At 69.5% G+C, this 18293-nt stretch carries 15 protein-coding genes; 9 read left to right on the forward strand and 6 right to left on the reverse strand.

Features of this window, described 5'->3' with window-relative positions; translation table 11 throughout:
- The first annotated feature begins 19 nt into the window (after positions 1 to 19).
- Both E8A74_RS12480 and E8A74_RS12485 read left to right on the forward strand, forming a co-directional pair.
- Positions 20 to 907, forward strand: a complete 888-nt coding sequence (locus tag E8A74_RS12480) for a glucose 1-dehydrogenase (protein ID WP_136929202.1) — start codon at positions 20 to 22, stop codon at positions 905 to 907.
- Between the two features lie 58 nt (positions 908 to 965).
- Positions 966 to 3278: an AAA-type ATPase lid domain-containing protein gene (locus E8A74_RS12485; RefSeq protein WP_136929203.1), complete on the forward strand. Its 2313-nt coding sequence runs from the start codon at positions 966 to 968 to the stop codon at positions 3276 to 3278.
- A gap of 6 nt (positions 3279 to 3284) precedes the next feature.
- On the opposite strand, the gene E8A74_RS12490 is transcribed toward E8A74_RS12485, so the two are convergent.
- The gene (locus tag E8A74_RS12490) at positions 3285 to 3749 is read right to left on the reverse strand and encodes a hypothetical protein (protein ID WP_136929204.1); all 465 of its coding nucleotides are present in this window, start codon (positions 3747 to 3749) and stop codon (positions 3285 to 3287) included.
- Positions 3746 to 4855, reverse strand: a complete 1110-nt coding sequence (locus E8A74_RS12495) for an AAA family ATPase (protein WP_136929205.1) — start codon at positions 4853 to 4855, stop codon at positions 3746 to 3748. The genes E8A74_RS12490 and E8A74_RS12495 overlap by 4 nt, the downstream gene beginning before the upstream one ends.
- A 209-nt stretch (positions 4856 to 5064) precedes the next feature.
- Here E8A74_RS12495 and E8A74_RS12500 point away from each other — a divergent pair, with 209 nt between their 5' ends.
- The 5 genes from E8A74_RS12500 to E8A74_RS12520 all read left to right on the forward strand — a co-directional run bounded on the left by E8A74_RS12500 (position 5065) and on the right by E8A74_RS12520 (position 9502).
- Positions 5065 to 5394 (forward strand): ArsR/SmtB family transcription factor, encoded by a 330-nt coding sequence (locus tag E8A74_RS12500; protein WP_136929206.1) that lies wholly within the window; start codon positions 5065 to 5067, stop codon positions 5392 to 5394.
- Positions 5391 to 5843 (forward strand): SRPBCC family protein, encoded by a 453-nt coding sequence (locus E8A74_RS12505; protein ID WP_136929207.1) that lies wholly within the window; start codon positions 5391 to 5393, stop codon positions 5841 to 5843. The genes E8A74_RS12500 and E8A74_RS12505 overlap by 4 nt, the downstream gene beginning before the upstream one ends.
- A complete protein-coding gene (locus E8A74_RS12510; protein ID WP_136929208.1) occupies positions 5840 to 6061 on the forward strand; it encodes a hypothetical protein in 222 nt (73 codons plus the stop codon). The genes E8A74_RS12505 and E8A74_RS12510 overlap by 4 nt, the downstream gene beginning before the upstream one ends.
- Before the next feature lie 59 nt (positions 6062 to 6120).
- Positions 6121 to 8502 (forward strand): ATP-binding cassette domain-containing protein, encoded by a 2382-nt coding sequence (locus E8A74_RS12515; RefSeq protein WP_136929209.1) that lies wholly within the window; start codon positions 6121 to 6123, stop codon positions 8500 to 8502.
- A 334-nt stretch (positions 8503 to 8836) separates the two neighbouring features.
- Complete coding sequence (locus tag E8A74_RS12520; RefSeq protein ID WP_136929210.1) at positions 8837 to 9502, forward strand: putative adhesin; 666 nt, start codon at positions 8837 to 8839, stop codon at positions 9500 to 9502.
- 58 nt (positions 9503 to 9560) lie between these two features.
- On the opposite strand, the gene E8A74_RS12525 is transcribed toward E8A74_RS12520, so the two are convergent.
- Positions 9561 to 11123 (reverse strand): hypothetical protein, encoded by a 1563-nt coding sequence (locus E8A74_RS12525; protein WP_136929211.1) that lies wholly within the window; start codon positions 11121 to 11123, stop codon positions 9561 to 9563.
- Positions 11124 to 11223: 100 nt separating this feature from the next.
- Here E8A74_RS12525 and E8A74_RS12530 point away from each other — a divergent pair, with 100 nt between their 5' ends.
- Positions 11224 to 11493 carry a hypothetical protein gene (locus E8A74_RS12530; protein ID WP_170229076.1) on the forward strand — a complete coding sequence of 90 codons (270 nt, stop codon included), beginning with the start codon at positions 11224 to 11226 and terminating at the stop codon, positions 11491 to 11493.
- Between the two features lie 8 nt (positions 11494 to 11501).
- Complete coding sequence (locus E8A74_RS52195; RefSeq protein ID WP_170229077.1) at positions 11502 to 13196, forward strand: hypothetical protein; 1695 nt, start codon at positions 11502 to 11504, stop codon at positions 13194 to 13196.
- Here E8A74_RS52195 and E8A74_RS12545 read toward each other — a convergent pair.
- The 3 genes from E8A74_RS12545 to E8A74_RS12555 form a co-directional block, all read right to left on the reverse strand.
- Complete coding sequence (locus E8A74_RS12545) at positions 13184 to 13816, reverse strand: hypothetical protein (RefSeq protein WP_136929214.1); 633 nt, start codon at positions 13814 to 13816, stop codon at positions 13184 to 13186. The genes E8A74_RS52195 and E8A74_RS12545 overlap by 13 nt on opposite strands.
- 126 nt (positions 13817 to 13942) lie before the next feature.
- On the reverse strand, positions 13943 to 16777 hold the full coding sequence (locus E8A74_RS12550; protein ID WP_136929215.1) for an ATP-binding protein: 2835 nt from the start codon (positions 16775 to 16777) through the stop codon (positions 13943 to 13945).
- Positions 16778 to 16847: 70 nt separating this feature from the next.
- Complete coding sequence (locus tag E8A74_RS12555) at positions 16848 to 18221, reverse strand: S1 family peptidase (RefSeq protein WP_136929216.1); 1374 nt, start codon at positions 18219 to 18221, stop codon at positions 16848 to 16850.
- Positions 18222 to 18293 lie beyond the last annotated feature (72 nt).

Genomic DNA, 18293 nt, shown 5'->3' on the forward strand with positions numbered 1-18293 from the left:
AGGTAGCCCGGGGGGAATCATGACCAAAGCTGCGATGAAGGATCCCAAGGAGCTCAAGCAGAAGCCTCCGTTCCCAGCGCAGGAGCAGGAGCACCCCGGCGCCGAGTCGGGCATGCAGCCTCGGGCGGACCACGGCGAGTCGTCGTACCGAGGGCTCGGCCGGCTGAAGGACCGCGTCGCGCTGATCACGGGCGCCGACAGCGGCATCGGGCGCGCCGTCGCGCTCGCCTACGCGCGCGAGGGCGCGGACGTGGGCATCGCGTACCTGAACGAGCACGAGGACGCGAACGAGACGAGGCGCCTCGTGGAGGAGGCCGGTCGGAAGGCCGCGCTCTTCCCCGGCGATCTCTCGTCCGACGCCGCGTGCAAGAAGCTCGTGGAGGACGCGGCGAAGGCGTTCGGCCGCATCGACATCCTCGTGAACAACGCGGCCGAGCAAGGCAAGGCCGTCGAGTCGTTCGAGGAGCTCGACGCCGAGCGCGTGGAGCGCGCGTTCCGGGTGAACATCCTCTCGATGTTCCACATCGTCCGGCACGCGCTGCCGCACATGAAGCCGGGGAGCGTCATCATCAACACGTCGTCGATCCAGGCCTACCAGCCGCGGCCGGAGATCCTCGATTACGCGGCCACGAAGGGCGCGATCGTCACGTTCAGCAAGGGCCTCGCGAAGGCGCTGATCGGGCGCGGGATCCGGGTGAACACGGTGGCGCCGGGGCCGGTGTGGACGCCGCTCGTGGTGCAGTCGTTCCCGGCGAACAAGAACGCAGAGTTCGGGCAAAACAGCCCCATGGAGCGGCCCGCGCAGCCGGCGGAGCTCGCGCCGGCGTACGTGTTCCTCGCGTCGGACGAGTCGAGCTACGTGACCGGCGAGGTGCTCGGGGTCACGGGCGGCAAGCCCCTCGGCTGACCGGATCCGGGGGCCGGCCTTTGGCCCAGCGGCCCCCCTTCCGCTACCCTGCCGGGCGATGTCCTGGCCCACCCGCTCGCTCTGGATCGCAGCCCTCGCCGTGGCGTATGCCGCGGTCGCGGGGCTCTGGGCGACAGGCGGGGACGGGAGCGCGTGGGTCGCCCTGCTCCTGCCGCTCGCGTGTGGGGTGGGCTGGAGGCTGACCGCGGAGGACAGGCGCGGCGACGATACGCTCGACCCCGGCGCGCGCTCGGCCGCGCGGCTGACGATCGCCGGCGCCTCGCTCTTCGCCGCCTCGCGATGCGGGGCGAACACCCCGGGCTTCGTGGCGGGGGAGAACCTCGGCGTCGCGCTCTCGGCGATGGGCTCGCTCTGGGCCATCGCGCGGATCAAGCCGCTCGGCGGGCTCGCCGAGCCGAGCCCGTCGGCGCGCAGGCTCGACGCCGCCGCGTTCGCCGCGCTCTTCTGGGTGGTCGCGGCAGCGCTGCCGGGCGCGGCCGCGATGTTTCCCGAGCGCACCGAGGGGCTCGATCCGCTGCTCATCGACTACGCGACCGTGGCCGCGTCGATCGGCTCGCTCAGCGTGCAGCTCTTCGCGGCGGCGCGGCTCGCGGCCAGCCGGCGCGCGGAGATCGGCGTGGCGGAGCGGGCGCAGGCGGCGCTCTGGCTCGGCTCGATCGCGCTCGCCGTGGGGATCCTCGCGGCGGCGGCGCGGGTGCTCCCGCCCGAGCGGGTCTTGCCGATCGCGGTGGTGCTCGCGTCGCTCGGCGCGGCGTTCGCGGCGGCGAGCCGGGAGCCCGAGACGGTGCTCTCGGCCCTCCGGCTGACGCTCGCGACGACGGGGCTCGTCGCGCCCATCGCGCTCGGCGCGGTCTACACGGCGCACGTGCGGCCGGCCGTCGCGGGCCCGGTGGCGTTCGGGGCGGCGGGGGCGGCGGCGCTCGCGGCGCTCGTGGCGCAGCGGCTCGCGCATCGGGCGGGGCCCGGGAGCGGGCGGCTCTTGCCGGCGCTTCAGGCCGCCGCGCGCGCGGCGATGACGCCCGATCCGGAGGAGGCGCTGCGGTCGGCGCTCTTCGAGCTGCGCGGCGCGCTCGGGCAAGGCGGCGAGCCGCCTTCGCTCTACCGGTTCTTCCCGGCCGAGCAGGTGAGCGTCGATCGCGCCGGCTTCATGCACACGAAAAAGGCCGAGATGCCGCCGCGGCTCGTCGCGCTCGCGGACGCGGAGCCCGAGCGGATCCTGCGAATCGAGGTCATGCACGCGGTCTCGGTGCGGAAGCCGGAGGTGCGGCCGCTCATCGCGTGGCTGGAGGACAACCACCTCTCGGCGGTGAGCGTGGTGCGCGACGCGGACGGCCCGATCGGGGCGCTGACGGTGCCGGCGGGGGCGCGCGTCGCGCCGTCGACGCTCTCGGACGTGCGGGCGCTGCGGCAGCTCTCGGATCGGCTGGCCGCGGTGCTCGGCGTGTCGTCGATGCTGTCGCGCTCGCGCGAGCGTGAGCTCGTGGCGCGGGACGACCTCGACAAGATCGGGGCGGAGCGGGCGCGGCTCGCCACGGAGCTCGGGCGTATCGAGGGGCAGTTCGAGGCGGTCGCGAGGAGCTTCGAGCAGCGGGCGCGGGTCGCGCTCTACAGCCCGGCGGCGCAGGCGGCGGTGCAACGGCTGGAGCAGCTCGCAGCGATGGACGTGCCGGTCACGCTGCTCTCGTCGCCCGGGATCGACGCGGTGGCATGGGCGGCGCTCGTGCACCTCGCGTCGGCGCGGAAGAAGGGCGTGATGGTGATCGTGGACGGGACGACCCCGTCCGAGCACGACCCGGCGAAGTGGCAGGATCGGGTGGCCTCGCCGCTCGCGCGGGCGGCGGGCGGGACGCTCGTGCTGCTCGACGCGCACGTGCTGCCGGAGCTCGTGCAGATGCGGATCGCCTCGGGGTTGCCTGCGGACGTGGGGCTCGTGGTGGCGCTGCCGGGCACGGTGGACTCGCTGGCGGCGGGCGGGAAGCTCGCGGAGCCGCTGGCGGATCGGCTCGGCGATCGCGCGGTGGCGCTGCCGGCGCTCGCGTCGCGCGGGGAGGATCTGTCGCTGCTCGTGCTGGAGGCGCTGACGCGGATCGGGAAACGGCTGCGGCAGGCGCCGCTGGGGATCGATCCGCGCGCATTGGCGGCGCTGGTCGATTACGAGTTCCCGGGGAATGACGCGGAGCTCGAAGGAATCCTGTTCCGAGCGGCGCTCGCGGCCCCGGCGGACGCGCGGGCGGTGACCTTGCGGGAGCTGGAGACGGCGGGGTTCATGGTGCCGCCGGGGAGCGAGCGGCGGGCGCGCGGGACAGGGCCGCTGCCGCAGCCGCGGAAGAAGCGGTCGTCGAAGACGTAGGGGGTATCAGCGAAATGGATTGCGCTTTCGGATGCGCAGGAGGTCGCGGCGGTTGTGCCGGAGCAACGGGTGCCCCCAGGTCTCGCCTGTCCCCTCCACGCACTCCCGGGCCAGGACCTTGCCGATCTTCTCGTAGCTCATCCCCAGCGCGCTCTTGAGCTTTTCCGGATGAACATAGGACCCGAGGACGAAGACCCGGTCACGGAAGGAATCCAGCACCTCCGAGGTGACATCTGCCCGCCGATCCGCTTGGTTGTCGAAATCCACGAGCAAGACCATCAAGCGCTCGGGGTACTTCTGCATTTGGCGATTGTGCTCCCGCTTGAAGCTGTCCCGAACGTTGCCCCATCCATTCGCAACTCGCAGGACCTGGATGTTCGGGACCGAAAGCTCGAAGCCGGTGGCGATCTGCCGGTTGGCGTCGTCCTCGGGGAGGATCAGCCAGTGGGGCTTGTGCTTGTTGACGCTCATGCCTCGACGTCACCCTGCAGGAGCGCCTCGATGAGATCACCTTCCACGCCGATACCTTCGAGCGACTTGATGCGCGTCGGCTCCAGGTGGCTTCGCCGGGACAAGACGAGCGTGTTTTCATCCGAGAAGCGGCGGATGGTCTCCGGGTTGTGGGAGGTCATCAGCACCTGCCCACCGGACTCGAAGGAGCGCCGAAGCGCGATGACGAAGTGCCCCACCTCGTCGATCGCGAGGTGGCTGTCCGGCTCGTCCCAGAAGCAAAAGATAGGGCCGTATGCCTCGTTCGCGGCCAGGACGAGCGCGCAGAGGAAGAAGCACTTCTCGCCGTCCGACAGCGCCCCGAACGGCAAAGACAGGCTCCGCTGCCCCTCGCGAAACTGGACCTTCAAGCTCCGCGTTTCCCCCCCGACGAGCGGGTTTTGAATGTCCCAGAAATCGGCCCACAACGCCCTGAGATAGCCATCGATGGTCGTGTAGACGCGGGGGGAATGGTTCATGAGCCCGGCCAACCACGCGCCCACGTTGCGCGCGTCGCGCTCCGGCCAGAGCGTCTCGCCGGAAGACTCCTCCGTGATCAGGCTCGGGATCGGCGCCAGGATCACGGAGCGCGCGAGCCAGCGCTTGAAGAGGAAGAGCGGGTCGGTCTCCGATTGCTCCTGGATGATGGGCAAGGCGATCAGGTGCCAGTCGACCAGGAAGGCCGCTGGAGCCGTGCGCGAAGATTTGTTCAGGGTGACCTGGGCGTGCTCTCGGGAATAGATGGGCTGCCCGGCCAGAAGGAGCTCTTCGGTCTGCACCCGGATTTCCTTGAACCCAGGCGGTAGCTCCAGGGTCAGGCGGTACTGGTAGAGTCGACCAGACAGCTCGACGTCCACCTCGAAGCGCATGGGCTCATCCGTCCTGCCATGAGAGAAATCCCCGACCTTGACGAGCTGCCCGATGCGGTTGGTACCCCGGGCCAAGTCTGCCAGCAGAGCAAGAACGTGGCGGATCGTCGATTTGCCTGTTCCATTCTTCCCGATGAGGAGCGCCGACGGTTTGTCACCGATGGGCAACTCGAAGTTCTGCAAACATCGAAAGTTGTGGATGTAAAGGCGCTTGAACATGGGGCCCTGCTGGCAGCGTTCTACCATGATGCAGAGCCGCGGAGACGAGAGAAAGGGGCTCGCGGGCGAGGACAAACGGCTGCCCTGGGGGGCGGAAGCAGACGCGGAGGCGGAAGCAGACGCGGGGGGCGGCGGCGTTCGGACATCCTGCGCGGGGCGCCCCCCTCCCCGCCCTTGACAACCGATAAGCATCGGCTTATACGTCAAGCATGGAGAGCGCGGTCGCTGCCGAGAACAAGGTCTTCCAGGCGCTGGCGGACCCCAGCCGCCGGGCGATCTTCGAGTCGCTCACCCGCGGCGAAGCGGCCGTGAAGGACCTGACCGCGCGCTTCGACATCTCGCAGCCGGCGGTTTCGCAGCACCTCGCCGCCCTGAAAGACGCCGGCCTGGTGAACGGCCGGCGCGAGGGGCGCTGCGTCTACTACCGGGTGGAGCCGCGCGGCATGAAGCCGCTCATCGACTGGATCGCGCACTACCGCGCCTTCTGGACGGAGCACGTCGATCGCCTCGAACGACTGCTGGAGAAAATGGACGAATGACCGTCACCGACAAGACCGCACCCGCGCAGACCGAATCCCTTTCCTTCGAATTCGATTTGCAGCATTCGCCCCAGAAAGTGTGGCGCGCGCTCACCGACCCCGTGCTGCTCGCGGAGTGGCTCCTGCCCGTCGTCGATCAAAAGCTCGACCTCGCATCGGGATCGGCCTTCAAGTTCAAGACGGAGCCGTTCCCCGGCTGGGACGGCACCGTGCATTGCCGGTTCGTCGAGATCGAAGCGCAACGGAAGCTCAGCTATGCGTGGGTCGTCGGCGACATGGAGCTCGACACCGTCGTGACCTTCACGCTCACCCCCACGGCGTCGGGCACGCGCCTGTCCCTCGTGCAATCGGGCTTCAAGCCGAGCCAGAAGCAGAACTTCGGCGGCGCGCGTTACGGCTGGAAGATGATGGGCGGCAAGCTCGTCGACCTGCTCGCGAGGATCGCATGAACCAGGGGATTCGACAAACCCATCGCTGGATATCCATTGCCTTCACGGTGACCGTCATCGCCAATTTCGTCGCCCGGGGCTTGGGACAGGGGCAAGAGCCTCCCGCCTGGATCACTTTCTCGCCGCTGCTCCCGCTCGCCGTGCTCCTGTTCACCGGCCTGTACTTGTTCGTGCTGCCGTATGTCGCCAAGCGGCGCAGCGAGCTACGCACGTCCTGAACCCGCCGGCCGCATCGCCTCACGACCCACCTCGACCCTCGATGGCAAAGATCGCGAACATGACCTCGACCCCCCAGCATCCCGCAGACAGCCACGACCTGATCCGCGTCCAGGGCGCCCGCGAAAACAACCTGAAGGACGTCAGCGTCGAGATCCCCAAGCGGCGGCTGACGGTCTTCACCGGCGTCTCCGGATCGGGCAAGTCGTCGCTCGTGTTCGGCACCATCGCGGCGGAGTCGCAGCGGATGATCAATGAGACCTACAGCGCGTTCGTGCAGGGTTTCATGCCGACGCTCTCCCGGCCCGAGGTCGACGTGCTCGACGGGCTGACGACCGCGATCATCGTCGACCAGGAGCGGATGGGCGCCGATCCCCGCTCCACGGTCGGCACGGCGACCGACGTCCATGCGATGCTGCGTATCCTCTTCAGTCGCCTCGGCAAGCCGTTCATCGGCCCGCCCAACGCATACTCCTTCAACGTCCCCTCGGTCCACGCGGTCGGCTCGTTCCAGAAGGGGGGCGACAAGGCCGAGAAGGTCGTCTTCAACCGCGCCGGCGGCATGTGCCCGCGCTGCGAGGGCCGCGGCTCGGTCAACGACATCGACCTGGCGCAGCTCTACGACGACAAGAAGTCGCTCAACGAGGGAGCACTCACGATCCCCGGCTACAGCATGGATGGCTGGTACGGCCGAATCTTCCGCGGCTGCGGCTTCTTCGACCCGGACAAGCCGATCCGCAAGTTCACCAAAAAAGAGCTGCACGACCTGCTCCACAAGGAGCCGACCAAGATCAAGGTCGACGGCATCAACCTCACGTACATGGGGCTGATCCCGAACATCCAGAAGTCGTACCTCTCGAAGGACATCGACGCGCTGCAGCCGCACATCCGCGCCTTCGTGGAGCGCGTGGCGACGTTCAGCACCTGCCCCGATTGCGGCGGCACCCGCCTCAGCGAGGCCGCCCGGTCCTCCAAGATCAAGGGCAAGAACATCGCCGACGCCTGCGCGATGCAGATCAGCGACCTGGCCGAATGGGTGCGCGGCCTGGACCAGCCGTCCGTCGCGCCGCTCCTCGGGGCGCTCCGCCACACGCTCGACTCGTTCGTGGAGATCGGGCTCGGCTACCTCAGCCTCGACCGGCCCTCCGGCACGCTCTCGGGGGGCGAGGCGCAACGCACGAAGATGATCCGCCACCTCGGCTCGTCGCTCACCGACGTGACCTATGTCTTCGACGAGCCGACGATCGGGCTGCACCCGCATGACATCCAGCGGATGAACGAGCTCCTGCTCCGGCTGCGCGACAAGGGCAACACCGTGCTCGTCGTCGAGCACAAGCCGGAGACGATCGTGATCGCCGACCACGTCGTCGACCTCGGCCCCGGCGCCGGCACCGCGGGCGGCGAGGTCGTCTTCCAGGGCACCCTCGATGGGCTGCGGGCGAGCGGCACGCTCACCGGGCGTCACCTGAGCGACCGGGCTTCCCTCAAGCCTTCGGTGCGCAAGCCGTCGGGCGTGCTGAAGGTGCGCGGCGCGAGCAGGCACAACCTGAAGAACGTCGACGTCGACATCCCGCTCGGCGTGCTCGTGGTGGTGACCGGCGTGGCGGGGTCGGGCAAGAGCACCCTGATCCACGGCTGGGTGTCGGGTCGAGACGGGGTCGTGTCGATCGACCAGAGCGCGATCCATGGCTCGCGGCGGAGCAACCCGGCGACGTACACCGATCTGCTGGAGCCGATCCGCAAGGCGTTCGCGAAGGCCAACGGCGTCAAGCCCGCCCTCTTCAGCGCGAACTCCGAGGGCGCCTGCCCGACCTGCAATGGCGCCGGGGTGATCTACACCGACCTCGGGATGATGGCCGGCGTCAGCACGGTCTGCGAGGATTGCGAGGGCCGGCGGTTCCAGGCGTCGGTGCTGGAGTACAAACTCGGCGGTCGCCACATCGCCGAGGTGCTCGATCTCTCGGTCTCCGAGGCGGTCGACTTCTTCGGCGCCGGCGAGGCGCGCACGCCGGCCGCGCACGCGATCCTGAAGCGCATGGCCGACGTGGGGCTCGGTTACCTGCGGCTCGGCCAGCCGCTCCCGACGCTCTCGGGGGGCGAGCGGCAGCGGCTCAAGCTCGCGACGCACATGGGCGAAGATGGCGGCGTCTACGTGCTCGACGAGCCGACCACGGGGCTACATTTGGCCGACCTCCAGCAGCTCCTCGGGCTCCTGGATCGGCTGGTCGACGCGGGCAAGTCGGTCATCGTGATCGAGCACCACCAGGCGGTGATGGCGCACGCCGATTGGATCATCGACCTCGGGCCGGGCGCGGGCCACGACGGCGGCCGGATCGTATTCGAAGGCCCCCCGGCCGACCTGGTCGCGAAAAAGTCGACGCTGACCGGCGAGCACCTGGCGGCCTTCGTCGGGAGCCGTTCGAAGGCCACACGCTCCCGCTGAGCGAGTCCGCGGCGCATCGGGCGCACGACCTGCCCTCCTTCCTCCAAAACCTCCCCATCACCGCTCCCGGCCGCCCGTGCCCTCGAGGTCCCGCCGCTTTCACGGAAGCGGGAGCGGCGAGCGGAATCTGGTTGTGTACATGTAAGGATATCGAATCCGTGAACCCACGGCCTGGTCGCGCGGCGTGGAACTCTCTACCTGCGGCGGAATGTCCAACGGGACGACGGACGATGCCCATCCGATTGTTCCCCAGAAGCGGACCCCGGTATCCTATGCTGCTCCGGGCGCGAGGCGCCCCATCGAGGAAAGCGTCCTCTTCGTCCTCCGGAGGCACATGGCTCAGAAGGTTGAAATAACCGATTCGCGGCTTTGGTTCTGGCCAAGCCCCGTCGAGTCGCCCAACAATCCCGTCACGGATTGCGTCACGCTCTCGCACGGCGCGACGTATGGATACTTCAGCGACGGCTACTTTGCCGTTCCCAACAATACCACCATCCACTTCTATGTGGCCCCCGGCATCCCCTTCAACAATGGTCCCGGCGCCATCACCGATGTCGTCACGAGAAACAGGCACATGCGGTCGGACGGGTCGAGAAACCCGGCCTTGGCTGCGCTGGACGTCGGGCCGGGGAGACACTGCCCGAATTACGAACTGTCGAAGGTCCTGAACGATGCAGCCCACGGCGCGCCGGATGACTACGAGGGTCTCGCGGGCATCATCGACAGCGCCCAGGCGGGCGTGAATGCCGCAGGAGGCTACAACAGACCGGACCGGCGACCTGGAATTGGTGCCGGCGACATCCGGTGGTGCCCGCACGTGGTCACCGTGCGAAAGCGGTGGTACGCGAAGACGATCGACCTCCGAACGTTGATCGAGGTCACGCAGAGACACAAGCCTCACATCACCGACTTCTACGTCGTCGCATGCCGGGTGCACCGCACCGCCGGCCAATACGGATGGGACAAGGCCAGCGCTTGGTTCGCGCCGAAGCCGTATTGATTCGTCACGAGCTCCGACCGACGATTCGGGGCGCTCGCGACGATAATTCCACAGGCTGCTAGAGGTCCGGATAAGCCGACCAGAGGCCCGCGCGTTCCGGCGTGCGCACCGCGTAGACGATGCCGGGCTCGGGCCAGTAGATCTCGTCGAATTCGCTGACGCCCGTATCGACGTCGATCTGCTGTCCGTTGGCTGTGACCCAGGCCCCGAGGGTGCCTGCCCCGAGCGCGTCGTCCCAGCCGTGGACGTAGCCGAGGGCGGGCGCCTGGTAGGAAAACCGCGGGGTCGCGCGGTGCACGCGCGGGACCCGGAGAGCTTCGGCCAGCGTCTTCTTGTCGAACACGACGAGCGTCCCGACCTCCGCCTGCTCGTCCGCGACCATGGCGAGGTGGGTGCCGTTCTGGACCCAGGCCCCCCCGATGCCCTCGAGGAGCGGAGAAAAACCGCCCTCCAGCGTCCATGTTCCCAGCGTGCCGCTCGTGCCGTCGTGATCGAGCTCGACCAGAGAGCCCTCCTCCTGGAACGGCCAAACATACCCGTCGGGCTTCGGATTCGTCCCGACGAGCACGGGCTCACCGTCCCCCGGGACGGCCCAAAGCTCGCGCTTCTTCCCAGGCTCCTCGCGCTGGAAGAAGATCCACGACTTCGAGGCGCGGCGGACGAAACGCGCGGACGTGACCCCGGCTGCGACGAGGCGTGTGTCCCCCGTCGTCAGGTCCCGGACCGCGAGCACGCCGGCCGCGCAGTCGTCCCGGTAGGCGAGCTTGAGCGAGTCCGTGTAGAAGTACTCGGGTTTGCACGGCGCGGCCGCCGTGGGGATGGCCATGGGCGCGGGATCCCCTAGCTTCAGCACCCAGAGCCCCAACGCATCCACATAAGCCGCCTCTCCGGTAGAGTCGACCACGACCTCGGTGACGCCCTCGCCCGCGGTTTGCAAGGTGTTCCCCTCACGATCACGCAGGACCAGGCGCCCGCCCTCGATCAGCCAGAAGGTCTCCGCCGCGTATTTCCAGAAGCTCGCGCCCTTGGAGATCGTGCGCATCGAGCCGGCCCAGGGATCGATCCACACGACCTCACCCGACGTCGTCCGCGCGGCGTAGGCCTCGACCCGGCTCTCGGCGCTGCTGTAGATCGACCACGGCCACGCTTCGACCGAGGGCACGCGCAGGTGCTCCACGCAGGACGCGTCGAAGATGCGCAGGTCCCCGCTCTTGGCCCCGGGCTCTCCCTCGAGCGCCACGATGCGTGCCGGGCGAGCGTCGACGCGTGGCTCGCCGCCGTTGAACGAGGCTTGCGGCGGGATCGTGGTGTACCCGAAGGCCTTGCCCATCGCGCAAGAGCGCTTTTCGCCCTCGGCGAGCGAGACCAGGACGAGCTCCTCCTCCCCCGGCGCGCGCTCGTGTTGCGCCAGGACGAACGCCCCGTCGGGCTCCGTTCCTCCGACGCGCAGCCCGCGATAAAGGCCGTCCGCGTGCGTCGCTTCGCTGCGCTCGAACTCGACCGAACAACCGCCGCTGCACGCGGGCAGCAGCGACAGGGCAAACGCGCCGAGGACGGCGAGCCCGCCCCGCCTCCACGTTCCACCCGACCCGACCATTCGCGTCCTACGGACGTACGTCATGCAACACCTCCACGGAGGCCCTGAGGTGCCGTGGGGGGGCTAGTCATTCGCTTGTGTACTCGACGGGACCGTGCTCTTGTCGCCCGCGATGCAACGTTCCTTGATTCGTTCCCTCGACCTGCCGCGTGACGCGGACGCCCGCGCGCTCGCCGAGAGCCTCGTCAACCATTTCGCCATCGCTTCCATCAGCGGCTGCGGCGGGGAGCACGAGGTCCAGTTCGTCAACCCCCCCGAGCTCGTCGCCGTCATCGGCCCCTCCCACGCGCGCTTCTCCGTCCAGGATGTCGAAGGAGCGGACGGCACGAGGATCCGCCACGAGGAGCAGCGCGCAGAGCTCGCACCCGAGCCATGGAGGACCGTCGAGTCATGATCCCCGTCTTGCGACGACGAAACGACGTGGCGATGGCGCCGACGCTCCGGCTCGTTTCGCGCCTGGCACCACCTCCGAGCTTGGCGGGGGCGCGCTTCCTGCCAAAACGTGTCGTCTTTCATCCGCGTGGGCGGTACGTCGCCGCGACGTGCGACGGCACCCTGCGTGTATGGGATCTCGACGAAGGCCGCATCGCGTGGGAGCGCGAGGAGGTGGTCGATTGCGCGGTCGTTCCGGAGAGCGGAGAGCTTCTCGTGGTCGGCTGGTTCGACGCATCGCTCGTCTCGTTCGAGCGAGGGGAGTTGATTCGAACGATCCTCGACGAGGACGAGGAAGAGGAAGAGGACGTGGGTGAGCTCACGGCCGGCGTCGTGACGTCCGACGGAGCCGAGATTATTCTGTGGGACGCGGCACGCGGGCCCATGCGCTACGCGACGAGCTCGGGTGCCGAGCTCGGGGCCGCGGAGGCCGATACGACCGGCGACGACGATCGGCTCGACGACGACGATCGGCTCGACGACGACGATCGGCTCGACGACGACGAGCCCCCGCTCGCGCTCGCGCGATCGAGCGAGGATCTCGTCTTCACGATACATCGTTCAGGGATCGCCGTCGTCGCAGACGTCGTGCTCTCGCACCACGCGTTTTCGTACGGCGACGCAAAACCCGCTGCGCTCGTGGTCTCGCCTCGTGATCGGCTCGTCACGTGGCTCGACGACGGATCGTGCCTGACCTGGAGAATCGAGCCAGCCCCGCGCGACTTCAGCGCGGGCCACCCCGAATGGAAGTACGACCACGCGGTCGTGGACGAGGCTGCCCCGGGCCGCGTCATCGTCTCCGGTTATGGCCTTCCGGCCCATGTGTGGGAAGCCGCGCGTGGCTCGGTCGTGGGCGCCGTGTACATGCCGGCGGACGAGGAAGGGCAGGCCGCGCGTCCGCTGCACGGCGCGGTTCTTCACGCGTGGCCCTCCTCGATGGCCCTCGTCGACCTCGAATCCGTGTCTCTGATCGCGCGCGCCTCGGGGCACGTCGTTGGCAGCGTGCACGCGCATGGCTTCGACGGCGGCGCGTTCCTTCGCGCCATCGCGCGCGGCGGTGCCCGCCTGCTTCACGCGGCGCCGTCGAGCCACCGCGCGTTCGTTCACGATCCGACGAGCGCTTCCCAGCACGCCTTGGCCGAGCTGTCCGCCGAGGGCACCGGCGGGATCACGGCGCTCGTTTTCGCCGACGAAGCCGGGTCGCTCGTGCTCCTGGGCTGCGCAGACGGTAGCCTCCGCCGTCATCGAATTCCCGACGCCGCAGGCCGCGACGGGCGGCCACTCCCCGTCGCTGGGGTGACGATTGCATCGGTCGGAGCCGTGCGCAGCCTCGCGTGCATCGAGCACCAGGGAGTTCGGCTCGCGCTCGTGGGCGATACCACGGGCAAGGTCCGATACGTCGACGTCGAGCGCGCGGTCGTCGTGAGGACACTCGACGCAGGCGCGGATCCCGTCGTCGAGATCGTCACCTCGCTGGATGGATCGAGGTTCTGCACGCGGACAGGGGGCGGCCGCATTCGCATGTGGGACGTCGGCGGGACCTGCACGGGCGAGTGCGTCGAGCCAACCGCACGCGCCCTCGTGCTGGGAACCGAGGTTGTAGGGATGATCGACGCGCTCGGGCAGTTGGTCGTGCTCGAGCCATCCCCGGCTCAAAAGACGTAATTCATCCCGACGTTGAAGCCGCCGTCGACGTTCAGGAGCGAGGAGCTGGTGGAGCCGTCTCCCACCGTCCCGACGAAGACGATGGCCTCGGGCCTCGCGAACAAGTTGAACTTCGGGCTCGCATAAAACGCGAGCCCGAAGCCGAGCCGCGCCGTGCCGCCCACCGTCGTCAGCGCCGGCGTGCCTTTCGGCGCGTCCTTGATGGGCTGCTTGCCGTAGAAGCCGCCGCCCGCGATGCCGGGATTCAGGAACAACCCTCTTCCAATGTTGATGAGGTAATTCCCCCCGAGCGTGAACACCCCGCCCTGCCGCGCGACGTCGTTCTCGCCCTTGTAGAAGTAACTGACGTTCAGCTCCAGGTTGAGGTTCTTGAGGATGAAATAGCGGAACGTGAGCCCGGTGATGTTCGTGGTCCGGATCGCGGAGGTGCTGCCCTCCTTGCTGTAATTGAGCACGAGGAGGCTCTCGGCCCCGATCTCCTTGATGCCCTTCCCGATCGCGCGGATGCCGTTCGTGTCGGGCGCGTCGGGAACGAGGATGTCGGCGCGCGCGGGCGCAGGTGCGGCCACGAGGACCGTGCCAAGAGAGACCATTGCAGCGACAATCGGCCAAGTACGCATGATACCTCGACGGGATGACAGGGATTCGACGCGGCGACGAGATGGGGCCGCGCGCCCCTGAATTCCCGGGCGTCTTACACCATTTCGAGCCGCCCGGAGCGGCGCGACCCGGGCTCGGGTATCGAATTAAAAAGAATTAAGCGGCTGCTCGGCGTCGAGGGATTCGAGGACGACCGCCGTGGGGTCGAGCAAAAAGCCGTCATCGCGGCTCTGGAGCAGGGCCCCGAGGCCGAGCTTTCGGAGCTTGGTGAGCGTGACGTAGACGCGGTTCGCCGCCGCTTTGGGCGGGATGCGCTCCCCGGGCCAGCCGGCCTCGAAGAGCTCCGCCATCGAGAGGGCGCGCCCCGGCGCGTCGATACGCGCGCGCACGAGGAGCGAAAGTACGAGGCGCGCCGCCTTCGCTTTCAAAAAAGGCACCGGGCGGCCCTCCTGAAGGCGAAACCAGCGGGCCTCCGGGCCCACGATGAGCCGCGCGATCACCGGCAGGAGCGGAGCCGCGGGCTCTCCCGCCGACGCCACGGGCAGGGCGATCGCGCGATCGAGCAGGCGCATGGCGAGGCGAACGTCCGCCGAGCCGCGCGCCGGCGCGAGGGTGCCGTCGGGCGCCGGCGCCTGCGCCATGGCCATGGGCGCGGCAGCGGCGAGGCGATATCGCTCCGCGGCCGTCCCCTCCCCTGCCGCCGCGGCAATACGCGCGCGCCTGGCATTCGCGTGGGCCGCGTGCAGCTCCACCGCGATCCTCGTCGTGAGCACGCGTCCGCCGACGAGCCTGGCCGCGGCGGCTTCGAAGTGCCCCGCCGCGGCGTCCTCGTGGCCGAGCCCGGTCTCGACGGCGCCGAGCGCGGCCAGGAAGACGACCGAATAATGCCGCTCTCCGGTGCCCTGGAGCCGCGCGAGGGCTTCCCCGTACGCGGAGCGCGCGTCGTCGAGCAGGCCCTCCTCGAACGCGACGTCGCCCAGGTAGCCGTGGAGCACGCCCTCCGACCATCGATCGCCGACGGCGCGGTGGATCGCGAGCGCCGCCCCGAGCTTTTCGCGCGCCTCGCCAAACCGGCCCCGCGCCTGCTGCACGCGCCCGAGGATGCCGAGCACGTACCCCTCGGTGCGCCGGTCTTCCTGGAGCAGGGCGAGCACCTGGCCGGCGGCGAGCTCGGCCTCGTCGAGCCGGCCGAGGCTCAGGCGCGCGAGGGCGACCTGCGCGAGGGCCAGGGAGTGTCCCCGCGGATCCCCGGCGGCCTGGAAACCGGCGGCGGCCTGCTCCACGTACCCCAGGGCCTCCGTGGCGCGTCCCCGCCAGTTGAGCGCGCCGCCGTAGGTGAGCATCCAGTCGGCGTGCAGCGACGCTTCGCCGAGATCGAGGGCGATCGCGCGCGCGCGATCGAAGCAGGACCGCGCGTCGTCCGGGCGCTCTGCCTGATCGAACATCACCCCGAGCTTGGTGAGGGCGAGGCCTTCGTCGACGCGCGAGCCCGCCACACACGCTTCGTCGAGCGCCCGCTGAAAGCCGAGGAAGCTGTCGATCACCCGTCCCCGGAGCAGATCTGCGAGCGCGCGTGTGTAAAGGGCCCGCGTGCGCAGGCCCGGCGGGGCAGGCGCGGCGTCGAGCGCGGCGTCGAGCATCGCCACGTACGGCTCCAGGCGGCCCTTGGCGCACAGGAGGAGCACGGGTTCGAGCAGCAGGAGCCCGCGGAGGGCGGCCTCCGCGTCCTCGGACGTGAGCGGCCGCCGGGCGAGCGCGCGCGTGCACACGGCGATCAAGTTGCTCGCCTCCAGCGAGGCGCGGCGAACGTCGATCACCCGCGGCAAGGCGGCCTCCCGCGGGCCCGCCATGCCAAGGAAATACGCCGCGTGGCGCCGGACGGCGGCGTCCTTGCCGCCGAGCTCGTCGAGCCGCTCCTCGGCGTACGCGTGGAGGCTCTCCAGCATGCCGTAGCGGCGCTCGCCCGCGGCGCCCGGCGGATGCAGGTCGAACGCCCGGATCAACGATTTGTCGTGCAACGATTGGAGCACGTCGAGGATCGGCGGCGCACCGTCTTCGCGTCCGGCGCCGAGATCGAGCACTGCCTCCGCCGCGTCGAGGGAGAAGCCGCCGACGAACACCGAGCCTTGCGCGAGCGCGTCCTTCTCCCACGGCGCGAGGAGCTCCCACGACGAGTCGATCGCGCCGCGCAACGTCGCCTTGCGCGCGGGCGCGCCGCGGGCGCCCGTCACGAGCAGCTCGAAGCGGCGCGCGAGCCGGTCGAGGATCTGCCCCGGCGCGAGGACGCCCATCCGCGCCGCGCAGAGCTCGATCGCCAGCGGGATCCCGTCGACGCGCCGGACGATCGCGGCGACGCTCTCGGCCTCGGCCTCGGTCAGCTCGAAGTCGAAGCGCACGGCCCGCGCCCGCGCCACGAAAAGCTCGACGGCGTCCGACGAGGCGATCGCGCGCAGCGATCGCTCCTCCGCGGGCGGCACGCCGAGCGGTTCGAGCCCGAGGGACACCTCGCCGTCGAGCCGGAGCCGCTCGCGCGAGGTCACGACGAACTGCGCGCGCGGGGCAAACGAGAGCCAGGGGCCCAGCATCCGCGGGGCGACGTCGACGAGCTGCTCCAGGTTGTCGAGGAGGACCACGCTCCGCGGCGGCCCCGCGAGGGCGCGGCCGAGCTGCGCCACCACCTCGTCGGCGGTGCCCGCCGCGGCCAGGGGCACGTCGAGCGCGCGGGCGAGGACCGCGCACGCGTCGTCGATCCCCTTGGCCTCGCTGAGGTCGCAGAACAAGAGGCGCGTCCCGTCGCGCGCGGACGTGGCCAGCGCCGACGCGGCCCACTCCAGCGCGAGGCGTGTCTTGCCGATGCCGGCAGCGCCGGTGATCGTCACGAGCCGAGCGCCCGCGTCGATGCGCTCCCCGAGCGCGCGGAGCTCCCGCGCGCGCCCGACGAAGGCGCCGCGCGCCGACGTACCGGGCAGCAGGATCGTCACGGGCGGAGACGTTACCACCCCGCGGAAGCCTGCGTTAAAAATCGTTAAGTGGCCACGCGGGCCCGATCGTTCAAAAGCTCGAGAGCCCCAGCGAGACCTGATGGATGAACTTCACGTCCGGCGAGGGCAACACGCGCAGCTCGTATCCGAACGTCATGACATGCACATGCACGCCCAGGCCCACGGACAAGGCGCCCGCATGTGCCCAGGACTCCTTCGTGTTCTTGCCCATTCGGAAGGAGCAAGGGTCCGTCTGGCTCATGCACGTCGGATTGTCGAGGACCAGATTGTAGGTTTTCTCCTCCGTGTACTCCCAGTTCCAGCCGGCGCCGATCGAAGGGACGAGCGAGACCGACGCGGGCGAAGAAACCAGGGGAATGCGGTATCCGATGCGCATATCCGCCGCGATGCGCGCCACGTCCGTCCGCGCGATGGGCAGGCGGGGGTCGTCCGTGGTAGGGACCAGCGCGAAGACGCCGACGCGCGGCAAAAATTCCCACTGGTCGGCGAAGAGCATCGGCATGCCCAAATTCGCGCCGACGAATCCCTTGCCCCGCTCGAATTGAGCCGCGAACGCGGTCGCGAACCCGAAGACGATGTTCGTCGTGACAGGGGGCGGCTTCTTTCCCACGCTCGCGCGCGCTTCTCGTATTTTTCCGGCCGGCACCGCGTGACCCATCGGAGACTCCCACTCCGCGCGTCCCGAGGGAGGAGGGATGAGGAGGCCGGCCACGTGACCCTGACAGTCGAGGAGCGGGCCGCCGGTGTAATTCAGCCCGACCTGCGCGTCGATCGACAGAAGCTCGTCGTCGCGATCGGCGACGACACCCCGGTGGTGGGCCGGGAAGCGATCTTCACGCGTGCCGAAGTCGAGAGGAACGCCGATCGCGACGACCTCGCTGCCAATCACGGGCGCCGACGTCGCAAGCTCGAGCGCCTTTCCAGGGATGGGCGCTTCGAGCTCGAGGATGGCGATACGTTCGAATGCGTCGGTGAATACGACCTTCGCGCCCACCGAGAGGCCGTCGCGGGTATGGACGCGCAGCCGAAACGGCCGATCCACGACGTGGAAATGGGTGACGACGTGCGTGTCGTCGAGCAAGAAGCCTGCGCCCCAGCTTGTATGCGTGGTGATCCGGACCGTCCCGCGCCGCGCAGCGTCCGCGACGCGCTCGAGCCCCGCCTTGCCGCACGTGCCGCTCTCCGCGGGACGCGCGGGCTCCGCAGGCGGGACGATGACCGCCGCGGGCGGCGTCGTCGCGACGAGCAGCGCGGGCGCGGCGGGCAGGGAGGCAGGCTCGGTCACGACATCCTCGCCCTGGGTCTGCGCGCGGGCGACGACGGGGACCGCGATTAAAACCGCGGCCAGGGCGGCGGCGAAGGCCCTCGCGGGGCGCGTCGCGGGAAAGGTATCGTGCGTGCATTCTCGGGCGGGGTTCCACATGGCGATCGTCTCCGGCAAGGACGACCCCGGGGGCGGTTCCGGGGCGTGCCGGAGATGCTAGGGACCGACGAG

Origin of the sequence: Polyangium fumosum, assembly GCF_005144585.1 — a bacterium.
GTDB lineage: Bacteria > Myxococcota_A > Polyangia > Polyangiales > Polyangiaceae > Polyangium > Polyangium fumosum.